The organism is Bdellovibrio bacteriovorus HD100 (assembly GCF_000196175.1).
GTDB lineage: Bacteria > Bdellovibrionota > Bdellovibrionia > Bdellovibrionales > Bdellovibrionaceae > Bdellovibrio > Bdellovibrio bacteriovorus.
The window spans coordinates 2,438,458-2,453,213 of the sequence record NC_005363.1 but is presented as its reverse complement, the minus strand read 5'-3'; the positions used below and the strand labels follow the sequence as shown (position 1 = coordinate 2,453,213).

11 protein-coding genes are annotated in these 14,756 nt (G+C 52.0%); 3 read left to right on the top strand and 8 right to left on the bottom strand.

Annotated features, from left to right (window positions below):
* Window positions 1-29: 29 nt before the first annotated feature.
* From BD_RS11610 to BD_RS11600, 3 genes are read right to left on the bottom strand one after another with little or no spacing between them, the layout of a single operon-like run.
* A complete protein-coding gene (locus BD_RS11610) occupies window positions 30-1,892 on the bottom strand; it encodes an ABC transporter ATP-binding protein (protein WP_011164944.1) in 1,863 nt (620 codons plus the stop codon).
* Entirely contained in the window at window positions 1,885-3,678 is a 1,794-nt protein-coding gene (locus tag BD_RS11605; RefSeq protein WP_011164943.1) for an ABC transporter ATP-binding protein, read from the bottom strand. The genes BD_RS11610 and BD_RS11605 overlap by 8 nt, the downstream gene beginning before the upstream one ends.
* Window positions 3,675-4,304 (bottom strand): 2OG-Fe(II) oxygenase, encoded by a 630-nt coding sequence (locus tag BD_RS11600; protein WP_011164942.1) that lies wholly within the window; start codon window positions 4,302-4,304, stop codon window positions 3,675-3,677. The genes BD_RS11605 and BD_RS11600 overlap by 4 nt, the downstream gene beginning before the upstream one ends.
* 31 nt (window positions 4,305-4,335) lie before the next feature.
* Between BD_RS11600 and BD_RS11595 the strand changes: the two genes are divergently transcribed.
* Entirely contained in the window at window positions 4,336-5,844 is a 1,509-nt protein-coding gene (locus tag BD_RS11595; RefSeq protein ID WP_231839160.1) for a flavin monoamine oxidase family protein, read from the top strand.
* Window positions 5,845-5,901: 57 nt separating this feature from the next.
* Here the strand turns inward: BD_RS11595 and BD_RS11590 are convergent, their stop codons facing one another.
* The 3 genes from BD_RS11590 to BD_RS11580 form a co-directional block, all read right to left on the bottom strand.
* Complete coding sequence (locus BD_RS11590; protein ID WP_011164940.1) at window positions 5,902-6,417, bottom strand: hypothetical protein; 516 nt, start codon at window positions 6,415-6,417, stop codon at window positions 5,902-5,904.
* The gene (locus BD_RS11585) at window positions 6,414-8,132 is read right to left on the bottom strand and encodes a DUF2785 domain-containing protein (protein ID WP_011164939.1); all 1,719 of its coding nucleotides are present in this window, start codon (window positions 8,130-8,132) and stop codon (window positions 6,414-6,416) included. The genes BD_RS11590 and BD_RS11585 overlap by 4 nt, the downstream gene beginning before the upstream one ends.
* Window positions 8,133-8,293: 161 nt before the next feature.
* On the bottom strand, window positions 8,294-8,962 hold the full coding sequence (locus tag BD_RS11580; RefSeq protein ID WP_011164938.1) for a hypothetical protein: 669 nt from the start codon (window positions 8,960-8,962) through the stop codon (window positions 8,294-8,296).
* 226 nt (window positions 8,963-9,188) lie between these two features.
* Here BD_RS11580 and BD_RS11575 point away from each other — a divergent pair, with 226 nt between their 5' ends.
* Window positions 9,189-9,989: a S1 family peptidase gene (locus BD_RS11575; RefSeq protein WP_011164937.1), complete on the top strand. Its 801-nt coding sequence runs from the start codon at window positions 9,189-9,191 to the stop codon at window positions 9,987-9,989.
* A 51-nt stretch (window positions 9,990-10,040) separates the two neighbouring features.
* On the opposite strand, the gene BD_RS11570 is transcribed toward BD_RS11575, so the two are convergent.
* Both BD_RS11570 and BD_RS11565 read right to left on the bottom strand, forming a co-directional pair.
* Window positions 10,041-11,681, bottom strand: coding sequence for a BNR-4 repeat-containing protein (locus BD_RS11570; RefSeq protein ID WP_011164936.1), 1,641 nt, complete (start codon window positions 11,679-11,681; stop codon window positions 10,041-10,043).
* On the bottom strand, window positions 11,681-12,520 hold the full coding sequence (locus BD_RS11565) for an outer membrane beta-barrel protein (RefSeq protein WP_226988188.1): 840 nt from the start codon (window positions 12,518-12,520) through the stop codon (window positions 11,681-11,683). Before BD_RS11565 ends, BD_RS11570 begins: the two co-directional genes overlap by 1 nt.
* A 389-nt stretch (window positions 12,521-12,909) precedes the next feature.
* Here BD_RS11565 and BD_RS11560 point away from each other — a divergent pair, with 389 nt between their 5' ends.
* Window positions 12,910-14,754 carry a hypothetical protein gene (locus BD_RS11560; protein WP_231839159.1) on the top strand — a complete coding sequence of 615 codons (1,845 nt, stop codon included), beginning with the start codon at window positions 12,910-12,912 and terminating at the stop codon, window positions 14,752-14,754.
* Window positions 14,755-14,756 lie beyond the last annotated feature (2 nt).

Below are 14,756 nucleotides of genomic sequence, written 5' to 3'. Positions count from 1 at the left end.
CTTATCATCGGCGGGGGCAACCCTAATTGTTAGACCAGTTCTGTATTTTTAAAGCGTGGCAGCACTTCCGATGTCGGACCCAGAGCTTTAATTTCGCCATTCTGTAACCATAAGATTCGATCGCATTTCGCCAGAGTCGACAGACGGTGAGCGATAATGATCTGGGTCCGGTCAGAGAAGAATTCTTCTGTGGCGCGCACCATGATCTCTTCCGACTGGGGATCGACCGAGCTGGTGGCCTCGTCCATGATGACAATCGGGGCTTGTTGCAGCAGGCAGCGCGCCATGCACAGCAGCTGGCGCTCGCCCAAAGACAAATTCTTGCCCCGTTCTTCAATGCGCATATCGAGCCCGCCGGGCTGAGCCAGCACCCATTCGCGCAAACCCACCTGAGCCAAAACAGAAAGCAGTTTTTCCTCTGACAATGTGCCATCAATGTCCAGATTAAAACGCAAAGTCCCCTGGAACAGAATCGGCTCCTGGGAAATAAAGGCCATGGATTTGCGGTACAGGTTCAGATCCACACCATTGGTTGCTGCAGTCAGTTTCGGCAGATGGGTGTTGATGGCAATCTGGCCTTTGTCGATCGGGTACAAATAGAATAGAGCCTGAATCAGGCTGGACTTTCCAGAGCCCGTGCGTCCCACGATGCCCAGGCGTTCACCGGCCTTCACGTCAAAATTGACACCTTTAAGAACCCACGGCAGGTCTTCACGATAGCGGAACCACACGTCCTGTACTTGGACAGAGGCATTGCGTTCTTCGGTCAGACGGCGCGTGGACAGGTACTTTTCAACACTTGGAGAATAAGTCGGATGTCCGGTCGCGAAAGTGGCGGTGGACGGAAGCAAACTGCCTTGTTCGATGTTCATGCGCATGTACTGATCCAGGCGCTCAACACCGATCATGGCCTCTTCAAACTGGGTCAACCATTCAAAAAACATCTGCACGGTGTTGCCCGAAAGCGCAATAAAGGCAAAGGCCACACCGACAGATCCGACCGTAGCCCAGCCTTTTTCAACCATAAAATAAGCAGAAACGCCGGTCACCAAAAGCAACAGCGCGGTCAGGCTGTTCATCTGCAAAGAAAAGCTCAGCAGACTTTTTGTGGTGTCCATTTTTTGCGTCAGGAAATGGCTGTCCAGGCGTTCAAAACGTTCGCTGAAAGACTGCTGACGGCGGAACGAGCGGATTGTGCTGGCTCCTTGGGTGGTTTCCGCAAAGTGCGCAATACTTGGCGAACGGCTGGCAGACAGTTCGCGTCGGGCTGTGCGCAGCTTTTCCTGATTCAGTTTGTAAATCAGATAGTTCAGAACGGCGATGAAGACCACGAAGATCAGATACACCGGGTTGGCCACGGTGATCAGAAGGATCATCATGGTCAGGTCAAAGATGATGGAAATAAATTCGGCCAAGGGTCCGCCGAAAAGACGGAAGACGTTGCCATAGTCACTGGAAAAACGGGTGATGATCCGTCCAGCCGGAGTGTTGTCAAAGAAACTCATCGGCAGTCGGGACGTGCGCAGGGTCACTTCATCATAGAACGACGAAATGGCCTGTGCCGACAGGCGCGAAAAACTGACTCGGAAGGTTATGGTCAGAAGAAAACCTGCCACCGCCATCACGGCCAGCAATGTGATCAGCTGGGCTGAACTTAATCCCGACAGAATATTTTCTTTGCCGACGATGGTGTCGACCCAATAGCCGATGACGTTGGTGTTGGCCAAAAGCAAACCCCGCCCGGTGATCCCCAGGATCAGACAAAGAATGATACGGGTGAAGAACGGGCTGTAGGCGAACTTCAGTGTTTCGAAAATGGACTTGTTGTATCCGCCTTCTTTTTTGGAGTCGCCATCACTGAGGTATTTGGCTTTGATTGGAGCACTAGACATGGGACACCTCCGCTTTCTTTGCGGATTCTTTTTCAGTGGCTTCTTTGGCAACGCTCGTCGTGTATTCGCGGAATTTTTCGTTGCGCGCCAGCAGTTCTTCATAAGTGCCCGAGTCAATTATCTGACCGTCCTCCATGAACAGAATGCGGTCCACACGGTGAAGCGCACTCAGGCGGTGAGTCACCAACAGGCGGGTGCGGTCCGCCCACGCTCCCAGCAGAAGCTGTTCAAACAACTTCTGCTCAGTGTCGACGTCCACGGCACTCAGGCAATCATCCAGCAGCATGATCGGCGCTTCGTGATAGTGCACGCGCGCCAGTCCCACACGCTGTTTCTGGCCGCCGGAAAGATTCACGCCGCGTTCTCCGATTTCGGTGTTCAGACCTTTTTCCACCCGCTCGGTGTCCAGGTCAAACTGTGCCAGGCGCAGGGATTCCTCCACCATCGGGTCGCGCTCGGCTTCGATGTCGTACAGGAAGGCCACGTTTTCGCGCAAAGTGGCGTTCATGATAAATCCTTCCTGCGGGACATAGGCAAAGTGCGCACGAACCTCATCGACAGGCACATTCAGGGCGTTTTTGCCACCCAGGTGATAGAAGTCAAAGTGCGCACCGGTTTCTTTCAGCAGGGACAAAAGCAGCATGGATTTTCCAGCACCCACTTCGCCGACGACGGCGACAAATTCCCCGTGGGCGATATCCAGATCCACATTCTTCAGAATCTTTCTTTGCGCCACGGTCAGATTCAGCCCGCGCACTTGCAGGGCATACTTGTCGGCCAATTCCGCATGACGGCGCTCTTGTGATGTCTGGCTGGTTTCATTGTTTTGGGTCGAGAAGAACTCTTCCAGGCGGCGAAGGGATGTCCAGGAGTCAAAGGCAAAGGTAAAGAACCACGGCATTTGGCGGAAAGGGCGGGTCAGGAACACGGCCACAATCCACAGCAAAGCCAAAAGTTCTCCGCTGGTCAGCGTGTGTTTGGAGTAAAACACCAGCGTCGCCAGTGCCACCACATTCAGGAAGAACGTGATGGAAGTGGAGATCGAGTTCATCATCTGGCCATTGGTAACCATGGAAACACGGTTGCGTGTTTCGATCTCTCGCTTGGCGAAAATGTTTCTTTCAAAGTGATGGGTCCAGCTTAAGATGCGGATGGTGCGGATGTTCTGAATCCACTCATTCACAAGGCCAATGCGTTCTGCTGCCAGTTGTTTGAAATTGAAAAAGAACTTGGACTGGCGAAACGCCATGAAAGTGTTTAAGCAGGAAATCCCCAGCATCACCAGCACCGTGGGCCACAGGGGAATATCAAATAACAAAGATATTGCAAACGGCGCCAGAATCAGCGGGAACAGTGTGGAGGCTCCGGCTGGCAGGGTCTGATCCAAAAACACAGTGGCCCCTTGAACGTCGGTGGCGTACAGGGAAACAATTTCCCCCACCGGGCGGCCGCTCATGGTGTCGACACGCAGATGCAGGGTTTTGTTGTATAGGCGTTTGGCAAAGACTTTTTGCATGTGCAGGGCTTCGCGGACGCTGAGGAAGTTTGTCAGCTGCGAGAAGGCCTGGGCCAGCAAGACGCAGAAGAAAGCGCCGATGATATAGGACAGGGTGTGATCAAACTGGATGAAGTGCAGCTTGCTTTCGACTCCTGTCAGCTGGTCGATGAATTCCTTCTGAAAGAAGGGTCCCATCAAACCCAGAACCGCCGCCACCAAAGAACAGATCAGAACGGTGATGCGGGCGTGAATACGAGTGAAAACTACTTCTGCAAACAGTGACTTCATGATGCGTCGTTCCTAAACCAGCCAGTCAGACTGAGCCGGGGTGAATGACTCTTTTCCACCTGATGGGGAAAGAGATCGCTGCGGAAAAGGACAAAAGTTCCAAGGCGGGGCTGCACTTGCGCCAACAGAAGGTTTTCATCTTCGGGGCTGTACAAACTCAGTTCTCCTCCGTCACCTTTTTGCCAGTGGGCATTGAGGTAGAGGATGAAAGTGATCCGTCTTGCGCCGGAACCGCGGTGGTTGTCGATATGCTTATCATATCCTCCGCCGGGAGGATACAGGGCAAAGTGAGATTCAAATCTTTGGAGACCCAAATAAAAATTCTCATTCAGCTTTTGGCGCAGAACTTCAAGCTGAGCCAGAAATTGTTTTTGTAAATCGGAGCCCGTGTCCTGCTCTAACCACAGAGTGAAATCACCGCGAATTTCCGCGTTCACGGTCTTAGTGGCAGAATGACCGATGGAGGCTTTGTTCAAGGCTCCGGCAGAATGCAGATTTTGACACTCTTGGGCGAGCGCCAGACAAAAATCCTCTGAGAAAACCTCGCTGGCGACGGCCCAGTGATGGTCCGCGAGGTCATCAAACATTCTATCGAGATTTGTGAGATTGATTTGATTCTGCTTCAAAGTGTTGCCATTCTATGCAGGTGAGGGATTGATGGCAAAAAGTTCTTTTACTCGTCGCGAGTTTTTAAAAATCTCGGCCTTGGGGTCTTCGGCTTTGGCATGGGGCGGCTGCGCCAGTGCTGAGCGATTCTTCATGGGGGATGCCCGCGATCTGCGCAGTGAAGTTGTCATTCTGGGCGCTGGCGCGGCGGGCCTGGCGGCGGCTTTTGAACTGAAAAAGAAGAAAATCCCTTTCCGTATCTTTGAGGCGTCCTCACGTGTGGGGGGCCGCGTGCAAAGTGTTCCCGTGTTCGGCGACTCCGGTCCCGTCGGCGAGCTGGGGGCCGAGTTTTTTGACAACTCCCATGTGCAGCTGCTGAGCCTTGCCAAAGAATTGAATCTGCCTGTGCGCGAGATCAAAACGCCAACGGATGTGGAAGCACATCTGTTTTCCTTTGATGGCAAGCAGTACCGCGTGAAAGACCTGCTGCCGCGAATGAAGAGCTTGCAGACGCCACTGCGCCGCGTGCGCCTGGATCTGTATCGCGATCAGGACGTGGTGCTGAGTTACAAAAACGCCTTTCAGTACGAGCGCGCCGCTTACTATGACACCTTGTCTTTGAAAGACCTGCTGGAGTCCTGGTCCTCGGAAGTGGATCCGGTGCTGCGTCAGTTGATCGAAGTGCAGGCCGTCAGCCGGTTTGGGCTGGATGCCGTCGATCAGTCCTCTTTGCACTTCCTTTCCACCGTGGATGCCGAAGGCAGCTCGTTGCTGGGCGCCCGCACGACTTATCGCATGGAAGGCGGACTTTCGAATCTGATGCAGACCCTGGCGTCCCGTGTGGCCGGAGTGATTCCGGACTATTCGGTGAAGATGAACATGGCCTTGGTGGAAATGTCCTTTGAAAATGAAACCTTTGAGCTGATCTTCCAGGGGCCCCAAGGCAAGGAAACCTTCCGCACACGCAATGTGATTTGCACCATCCCGTTCTCAAAATTGCGTGAAGTGAAGGGCTTTATGGATCTGGATATCTCCAGCCTGAAAAAAGAGGCCGTGCGCACGCAAGAGTACGCGACTCATTCCAAGGGATTGATCCCGTTTGCAGCTCCGTTCTGGAAAAACCGCAGTGGTTCCACGCCAGCGAATCTGGGGAATTTTACGGGCGACTTCACAAGTGAAAAGATCTGGGATTCCGGGCGTTCGCAACCGGGGACTCAGGGGCTTTTGACCTGGCAGCGCGGGGGCAGTGCCGGTTTGAAGGCCGGGGCATCTGCCACCGAAGACACCTTGAAAGATCTGGGCTTGTTCTATGGCGAAGTGCCGTCGAAATTCAACGGTCGTGATCAGATGGTGAACTGGAAGCAGCGCAAGTGGTCCCTGGGGTCCATGGCGGTGTTTAAACCGGGTCAGTACATGAAGTACCGCGGGGCTGCTGGCGAACCGGAATTGAACGGGCAGTTGTTGTTCGCAGGAGAACACACCAGCCTGCGTTTTGCCGGGACCCTGCAAGGGGCGATTGAAACCGGGCAGAAGGCGGCGGCGGCTGTGACTTTGGGATAAAATAAAAAAGGCCCTGCTTGAGGGCCTTTTTCCTTTTTCAGATTTTACAGTTCAGAACTATTTCACCAGATTGATCTGCAAAGTACCCGTTTCGCCCTGAGCCGAAATGAAACCATCAACATCTGTCTTGTTGATGGCGTTGATCAAAGAACTCAGGCGGTTGCCTGTGGCTGTCATGCCCTGAGGCACGGAACCATCTGCATTCACCCAGCTGTAGTTGGCTTGCGGGGACACCACAAATACCACGATGTTGTAAGAAGGGCGGAAGCCCTCTTTTTCCACCTGTACGGATGGCAGGCTCATGGAGTCCGCAGAAATGTAAACTGTGCGCGCCTCTTTCACCTGGGAAATAGAGATGGAGGAATTCTCTGTCGAGATGAATGGACGGGAACCGACAGCGTAAAGAACCGTCAGGTACTGACCACGATAGTTGCCCAGCTTGTTGACCTGAAGGGAGGGGATCGTTTCAAAGCGTGCGGCTTCTGCACTTCTTTGCGACACCGAACCACTCATAAGGCCCAGGCCGATGATCAGAGTCAAAGCATTGATGATAATTAGCTTGAGGGATCTCATTTGTTTGCTCCTGTTTTCGCGTAATCCAGATACATGATCAGGTGACCATTTGGATCCATCATCACACGATTGATATCCAGTTTAATTCCCAAAATCTGCGGTGGCAGTGGCAGCCCACCCGGAAGAGATTCTTCCGTTGTGGCCCAGTTTGCACTGCGCTTTTTCAGCTCGTCCTTCACTCCTTCGCGGACTTTGCCCTTGAAGAGCTTGCCAGCCACAGAGATGTACTTGTCATCCAAGTACAGGCTGTCTGTGTCGATGGAGTGCAACAGCATCTGCATGCCGGTCTTATCACTCAATTGGCGCAATTTTGCAATGATATCGAAGTCGACAACGATGGTCTTTTTCAGGAACATGCTGCCGGGCTGAATTTCGACTGAAACTCTCAATTTAACGAAGGTTTCTGTAGGCTTCACCGCCACACCGGCTGGAGTTTTTACATAGTCGATCAAAGGCGTCGCGACCAGTTTCAAAACGGAACCATCAGATTGTTTGATCTGTTCGAAGTTTCTGCGCTCAAAGGCCAACTGCAAAACGCGGTTGATCAGGGCGCGGTCCACGCTCAGACCGATGTCATAGTTTTCCTGAGCCACAGCATTGAATGTCGGAGCCCCACGGGAGGCGTGAGACTTCACCGGAGCGCTGCGACTGTTGACCGGGTCTTCCACGTAGGTGGTCAGATCCACGTTCAGGGATTTTTTAAGATTCAGGTTCTGCAGCTGCAAGCCCCATTTGAAGGCCGGGCGGGTGTCCGTCGGTTCCTGGCCCGGAGCCGCCATATCCTGAACCTGCTCCAAAGATCCACCAAGGAACTCTTTGGCTTTCTGATTCAGCATTGCCGGCAACTGAGTGCGGGCAAAGTCGCCGATGCTTCCGCGAACTTTTTCAAGAATCATTGGTGCCTGGGCTTGGAACAGCTTTTCGAGTTCCGCATTATTCACATAGAACTTCTTGCCGTTCACTTCCACTGCAAATTGCGGAACGATCAGACGACCGTACTTCAGCCCCAGGGGGATGGAGTCAAAGTTGTTGGAAATTTCCAGAGCTTCAAATTCCAGTCCGCCCATGGCGTTCATGCGCAGGTAAAAAGGCAGACGGATTTTCAGAGGCATTTCCTCATCGGCGGCCTGCAAAGTCACATCTTCAAAGCCGGCTTTACCCAGGAATTCATTTTGAGTATCCCACGCCACCACGGATTGGGTGGAGATCGTCAGTTTTTTGACCTCAAGTTCAATCGCAAGGATAGCCCCATCACGTTTACCCAGAGCTTCCATCAGAAGTTCGTCTGTCACCAGACCAAAACGCGAAAACTTTGCCACGTAACCTGATTCGCCGATTTCAATAGTCGGTTGGTGATCGTTCATGGAGAAGCCCACCAGCCACTGAGTCAGAAGGCCGCGCACCTGCTGGTACATCTTCACCATCTCAGGATTGGCATCCATGAAGTCGTCCATGTTGATTGGCTTTTCAGCGGTGTAGCTCATCGCCGGGAAGTAACCTTCATCCAGCTTCACTCCCAAATTGCCCAGGATGTCGCTCAGGCGATTGTCGAAGTATTTCATCCCGCGCTGGGTGATTTGCACACGCACGGCATTGGGCATCAGATGCTTGTTTGCAATCTGCGGATTGGCATCCGTAATCGCATAGGCATTCAGACTCTGCAAGGTCAGCAGAAGTGGGATCAGCATCTTGGATGTATGAAACCTACGTGCCATTTTTTTCCGTCCTCATGTTTACGGGCCTTTCGGCCTCAGCCTCTGCAACCATTTGCAAAACAGGTTCCAATTTGAGACACCCTCAGAAGCAATCTATAGGGGGCAGAAGCTTCGGCCGGTGTCCAAAATTGATACAGGCGCCTTTTCACGGCGCCTTGGATCTATTTAAGCAGGCCCGCGCTCAATGCCAGGGCCTTTTCCATTTTTTGTTCTGCTTCAGCGCGGATTCTTTCAGACAATCGAGCCTCCAGAAGATCGGCGTTGGAATCCGCACCCGCCAAAGCTGCCAGTGCGGTTTTCATTGTGCTGTCAGCGGCCAGTTCAAACTGACCTTCCAGGATGGAAGTCGTTTCACCCGAGGCCATGAACAATGCCAGAGACGGGTGGCGGTCCGCCTGGAAAGAACTTTCGGCTTGAACGTAAGAGGCCTCTTTCAAAGCCTTGCGGGCTTCGGCATCCCAAAGTTTCAGTTCTTCCAGATTGGATTTTTTGGTATCGACCAGGGCTTGCAGCATCGGCAGCGCCGCCAGATCCTGGGTTCTGGAGAAGCTCAAAGCGCGCGTGCGGGCCTCAGCACAAGAGGCAGATGTTCTCAGGATCTCTTGCACGGCGGCGGTGTGTTCTTTGTGCGAAGAGGCCGTCAGAATAAGATCACGGACAGAGCCTTCCACTTCCTGAAGCAGGTACTGGGCTTTCAGGGGATGCTGGGAGCTGTAAAGGGACTGTTCCTGATGCAGGCAGTTTTGAAGTTGGGAGACATCAAGTCCCGCCGCCTGGGACAGGGAAGAGCCGAACATCAGACAAAGCACTGCAATCTTAGTCATTTTCATTTTCTTATCCTTTGGAGTGTAAACCTTTGAACGGATTGAAATACTTCAAAGCGGGGACCATCGCCGTTGGCGAGCCATTGCGATCTGGGCTGTTGTGGGAGTGGCGGTGGGCGCAAAATTGTCAAAAATCAGGACGGTAGGGTAAAAACATCTGGGAACACTTTTAATAGGAGGCACTGCGGGGCTTTTTTTGATAGAAGGGGAGCGCTTTTAAAGGAGTGCTCAAATGCTCAAAAAGATTTCTTTGATGATGGTTTCTGCGGCGATGTTGGCAGCCTGTGCGGATCAAAATGCCGCTCAAATTCAGGCGCAAGGTCAGGATGTTATTGGTGGCGATAAGGTTTCTGCCAACGATATTATCGCTCGCTCTACAGTCGGTCTTTACGACGAAAAAGCCGGTGCTTTGTGCTCGGGGACTTTGATTGCTCCGCAGTTGGTTCTGACGGCAGCTCACTGCGTGGATCCGAACTCTGACAAGCTGATTGTTTTCTTCGGTCAGGAAATGAAGGGGCTTGATCCTGCAAAGGTTCGTAAGACGGTGAAAGCTCTTCAGCATAAGGACTACAATCCTGAACGTGTGGAAGACACGGCCGACGTGGCGTTGGTTCGATTTGAAGGTGCACTGCCAGCAGGATATGCTCCAGCTCCTTTGTACACAGACTTTAATCAGTTGCAAAAGGGTTCCACTGTTGTGGTGGCAGGTTTTGGTTTGAACTGGGCTTGGGGTGTTAAAAAAGGTGCCGGTACTTTGCGCACGACTGAATTGAAGGTGAAACGCTCCCTGTACGGCACTACCGAAATTATGCTGGATCAGTCCATTCGTAAAGGTATCTGCAGCGGGGATTCCGGTGGTCCTGCCTATGTTCAGAAAGACGGACGTCTTTATCTGATGGGTGTTGCCAGCCGTGGTGACTCTTTGCCGATTCCTTTGACTCCAGACTGCTTCATGATGTCGATCTTCAGCCGTGTGGATGCGTATACACCATGGATCGCTGAAACATCTGCACTGTTGATGTCCATCAAATAGTTCAGATTTAAAAAGTCTGAAAGATAAAAAGCTCCCGTTCGGGAGCTTTTTTTATTTGAAATCCTTATCAACGACCAGGAACCAGTTTTTCCCCTGATCCTCGGATTTCAGCAGGGCTGAATTCAGCATGGGGGAAGTGTTGATGGCCTCGCCACCGGGTGATTTAAAATAGTAAGGTGCATAGGGCCGCATCTGACTGTACTCCAGATACAGGCTGCCTTTGCGGTCGATCGTCAGCACCTGATAGTAGTGCGTGTATTCTTGAGCGTTCGGATATACCAGAATCTTTGGCTCTGACCATTTCCAGTTTTTTCCACCGCTATCAGGTTCGGCACTTTGATAAGCCAGGGCCCCGAAATACTCAAAATCGAAAACCGACTTGTCATGGGCCCACAGGCGGTAAGCCAGATGCAGGCGGTTTTGCGGGTCAATCACCAAAGACACGTAAGTCTGACTGCCGCCTTTAACACCCGGAATGTTGAAGTTGGCCGAGTAACCGCTGTCGGTGGTGTTGACATACTCGGCGGGACTCCAGCTGTCGATAGATTCAGGTTTTAAGCTGCGTGTGTAAGTGAAGTGGGCACCATGTGCGCCCCCGATCACATGCAAAGTTCCATCCTGACTGCGCACAATAGCCGGCTGGTTGTGACTGTCGTTCAAAGGCCAGGTTTTCAGAATCTCGGTTTTTTTAAAGTTGCGGGTTCTAATGTCAACTTCCGCAATCCAGATGGCAGAGTAGGGATTGCCAGCCTTGTCAGGCCTGGAGTTTGTCACACGGCCCCGCTCGTTTTTTTCCATCTTGTGATCCAGTGTCGCTTCCAGCCAGGTGATAAAGTACTTGTCTTTGGAGCGCAGGATTTTCACGCCGCTGCCACTGCGATAGCCGATGGGCTGCGCACTTTCAGAAAGTACCAAAGGCAGGTCCTTGACCAGCTCTCCGTTGTCAAATCGGGTGGTCTGGAAAGTCAATTTGCCGACAGTGCCTTGCCAGTACTCAAAGCCGCTTTCATACCCTGGGGCTTTGCCCGTGGCTTGATAGTATAAAAACGCCGGAGGACCGGGCAGAGGCTCGACGGATGCGGGTCTTTCCAGGTCATACCATTCAGGCAAAGTCGTTTCAGTGAGAAGGCTCAATGCTTTCCAGCTGCGACCGTAGTCTTTGGAATAGGCCACCACATAGTTTTTCTTGCTGCCATCTTTGATACGCAAAGGCGTGTACATGATGTCGTCCCGGTCAAAGACCGCCATTTTTGGATCCCACAAAAGGTCCTGGCGATTGGCGCGGGTCAACTCTTCAATGTTGGATTTCGGGAGGAGATCTTTTAAAAAGTCAGTTCCCAGGGACAGTTCCGTCCAGCCGCCACCATCATAGCGGACAAAACCGCTGGTCAGAGCGGTCGTCTGACTGCGCTCATGCTGGCGCAGGTAAGGGCGGTTTTGGCTGTCAAAAGTTGGAATATAGACGGGAAAGCCCGGCGTCCAGTGAAAGACGTTTCTTTCGTGCTGGGACTCCTGAAAATTGTAGGCTTCTGCAGCGGTGTTGAAGTTGTTCAAACCACTCTTTGGCAGGGCAGGAAGTTTGATTGGAGTGAAAGTGCGGCTGGTGGAGGCAAAGTCGGCCTGGCCTTCTTTGTCTTTATAGTAGGCCGACACCGCAATGAAGGCGATCAAAGAAAAGAAGACCTTCTTCATTAGAACTGCCAGCCCCATCCAGCCCGGAGGATGATCTGATTTGCTGAAGATGTGTTGTTGTCCGGGAACATGGCATAGTCCAGCTGGACCGGGATGAAGCTTTTGCGATCCAGATGATAATCCAGACCCAAAGACCCCACGATGGTTTGGTTCGTGCTGATTTTGCTGGTATCCAGAACGTTACTGGATTTGCCAATAGCGAAAAGGAAGCCCAGACCACCGCCCACCCAGGCATCAAACTTGGTGCTGCGAAGATATGAATAACGAACCAGGGCTTCAACACCCAGATAGCTGATATCCACTGTGCAATCAGAGCCGGAGCAGCTGACGGTGGACGAGCTGCCTTTGGCACTCAGGGTTTCATAACCACCCAGAATGCGGGCGCTGATGTTTCCATCCAGCGGCATCTGATAGAAGGCGGAAGCATTGATGCTGCTGCCACTCAAAGCCACCGAAGAGCTGGCGCTGGGTTTTACGGTCATGTTGTTCATGGCATAACCTGCAGTCACACCCCAGGAGGATTTACTTTTGCCCGCTTTTTCCGGGGCGGCTTTGGCAGGGGCGGCCGCTTTGCTGCCGCCGATTTTTGCAACAGTCAGATCCGCACTCATTTGCCCTTTCAGGACGGCCGCGACGGCTTTGCCATTTTTGATTTGCTTTACCTCGAGCAGAGCGCGAGCCTTGCCTTCGGCATTGCGGGCCCCGAGTTTGTCACCCACTTGAAGGTCTTCGCCTTCCAGGTCAATCAAGGCGCGATCGCCTTTGACGACAACTGTTTTAAGTGCCCAAGCTGGTGAAACCAAAGATGATATCAATAGTGTTGCAAGCAAAAATCTCATAATGACTTTATCGACAATTTGAAACGGAACTAAAGGAAAAGATGTTCCCCAAGTCGGCAGGGACGGGGGGCTAAATGCGGAATAAATCTCTGAAAAACGCGGGTTCACAGCGTCTGTGTCTCGGCTTGAAGCACTCGCGGAACCAGGAAGCAGTTTTTTTTCCCGTGGGGAACAGTTAGTTTTCACATTCCCGGGGCAGGAAAATGTCTCAACCGGGGATTCTGAATTCCTGTTGTCAGGTACTTACATGTGGACAGACGGTAAAAGTGTCTCTCTCTGATTCGTCGTCAATGTCTTCTACAGGGATTGTCGAACGATTATTTTCTGCCGGAGCATCACAATTTTTCCCAAATTAGACGATAATGTAATCACTCAAGGGGGAATTGAGTATGAGGGGCTACAAATATCTTGTTGTCGTGGCGTCAGCGTTTTCTATTGTAAACGCTCATGCGGCAGAGTCAGACATGCTCAAGGCCAAGAAACTCTATGAGAGAATGACCGGCGTTAAGGTGTCGTCCACCAAGCCCGAGCTTAAGCAAGTGGCGGAGCTGATTGCAAAAGGGGACACCCGCGGTGCTGCGAACTATATTACCGGCACTTCAGACTTTTTGAATGTGCAGATCAAAAATCTGTCCCTGAAGCTTTCAAATAAAGATGAATCCGTGAAAGTTCCCTTCAACGATTTCTCGGCGTTGATCGTCGGTGTGGTTCGTGATGGCAAGGATTTCCGGGACATTCTGACGGCCGATTATTTTTATGATGTTAAAGGTGTTCCCAACGAGACTGATCAAAGAACCCGTATGTTCAATCAGGCCAATTACACGCCTGTTGAAACTTCTTATATGAACCTGCAGACAGCCTTGGTTCAGCAGCCGCGCCAAAAGATGGTGAAGTCTGCGTGGAGCACGCCGTATCTGCAGTCAGAGAAGAGCTATGAGATGGTCAGCCTGGACAACAATCCTGAACCAGCCGGTGTGTTTACGACCCGCACCTTTGCAGAAAGAAACCTGAGCGGTGGTACCAACCGTCGTGCCGTTGAGTTTTCTTTGAAACAGTTCCTGTGTGTGTCCATGGCGGAAGCGGCAGATTCATCTGCTTCTGACCAATACGTGGGCCGTGACGTGGAACGTTTCCCGGCGGGGGATCACAACAAATATCTGACCAGCTGTAAGAGCTGCCATTCCGTGATGGATGGTATGCGTGGTGCCTTTGCGAAGATGGACTACACTAACTTCACCACGGGTGGCGCGACCGGCACATATTCCCAGATGAACGGGGACTTCTTCAATCAGCATGGCATTCAGGCTGACTACAACACCTATAATACCAACTATATTGCCAAAGTAACGGCAGACATTCTTCCGGATCTGGTGAACAGACAGGAAAATTCCACCTGGTTTACGACCCGTCTGGCGTATTTGATCAAACGCGGGACCGCAGAGGCCACGGCCCGCGGTACATTGATGGGCACATTGGACACGATTCGTGATCCGGCGGTTGCCAATGCAATTGCCGCGGACTTCAGTGCAAAAAAAGCCAGCGTTCTGGCTGACATCAAGGCGAAGCGCACCACTGATGAATACAAGAACATGTACACGACAACGTGTGTGAATCATTTCGGCACCGCCAATATCACTGACCAGGAGCGTGAAAGACGTTTCCTGATCTGCAACCTGGACAATAAAAGAGAAATGTCTTTGATGTATATTCACTATGAGTCCAGCCTTTCGGGAGCCTCCGAGGCTGAAAGAACCCGCTTGTTGGGCAAGCTGATCAACAAAGGTCGTCCGGCCAATATCAATCTGGTGACTCCTTATCTGGAAGCCCGGGAAGAGCTTCGCCTGTTCCCACGCAATGTGTTTGATTCAAGCACCGGGGTGGCGGCAAAAATGAACAAGGGCAGTTACCCGTATGGTTTCGTGGTGAACAGCGATAACTTCGTCAACAACGCGGTATTGGGCAGTAAGTCCACTTTCTTCGGCTGGAGAGGTGGCAATGCCGGTGGCGGTCAGGGCGTGAAGGATTTTGGTAAAATGCTTTCACAGAGCCGTCGTTTTTCCCAGTGTATGGCCAAACGCGTTTATGAAAGTGTGTGCCTGAAAAAGCTGGAGTCCACGCAGTACTCGACGCTGGTTCGTCTGGGCGACCGCTTTGAAGCCGTGAATTATAATTTGAAAAGTCTTTATACTGAAGTCGCCCTGGACCCGGTCTGTGGCGTGGTGAAAGAGGAGTAGAC

Bases quoted from the DNA above. Each gene is read 5' to 3' on its own strand.
- BD_RS11610 (WP_011164944.1), bottom strand. From the start codon at position 1,892: ATGTCTAGTGCTCCAATCAAAGCCAAATACCTCAGTGATGGCGACTCC.
- BD_RS11605 (WP_011164943.1), bottom strand. From the start codon at position 3,678: ATGAAGTCACTGTTTGCAGAAGTAGTTTTCACTCGTATTCACGCCCGC.
- BD_RS11595 (WP_231839160.1), top strand. From the start codon at position 4,336: ATGGCAAAAAGTTCTTTTACTCGTCGCGAGTTTTTAAAAATCTCGGCC.
- BD_RS11590 (WP_011164940.1), bottom strand. From the start codon at position 6,417: ATGAGATCCCTCAAGCTAATTATCATCAATGCTTTGACTCTGATCATC.
- BD_RS11585 (WP_011164939.1), bottom strand. From the start codon at position 8,132: ATGGCACGTAGGTTTCATACATCCAAGATGCTGATCCCACTTCTGCTG.
- BD_RS11580 (WP_011164938.1), bottom strand. From the start codon at position 8,962: ATGAAAATGACTAAGATTGCAGTGCTTTGTCTGATGTTCGGCTCTTCC.
- BD_RS11575 (WP_011164937.1), top strand. From the start codon at position 9,189: ATGCTCAAAAAGATTTCTTTGATGATGGTTTCTGCGGCGATGTTGGCA.
- BD_RS11570 (WP_011164936.1), bottom strand. From the start codon at position 11,681: ATGAAGAAGGTCTTCTTTTCTTTGATCGCCTTCATTGCGGTGTCGGCC.
- BD_RS11565 (WP_226988188.1), bottom strand. From the start codon at position 12,520: ATGAGATTTTTGCTTGCAACACTATTGATATCATCTTTGGTTTCACCA.
- BD_RS11560 (WP_231839159.1), top strand. From the start codon at position 12,910: ATGAGGGGCTACAAATATCTTGTTGTCGTGGCGTCAGCGTTTTCTATT.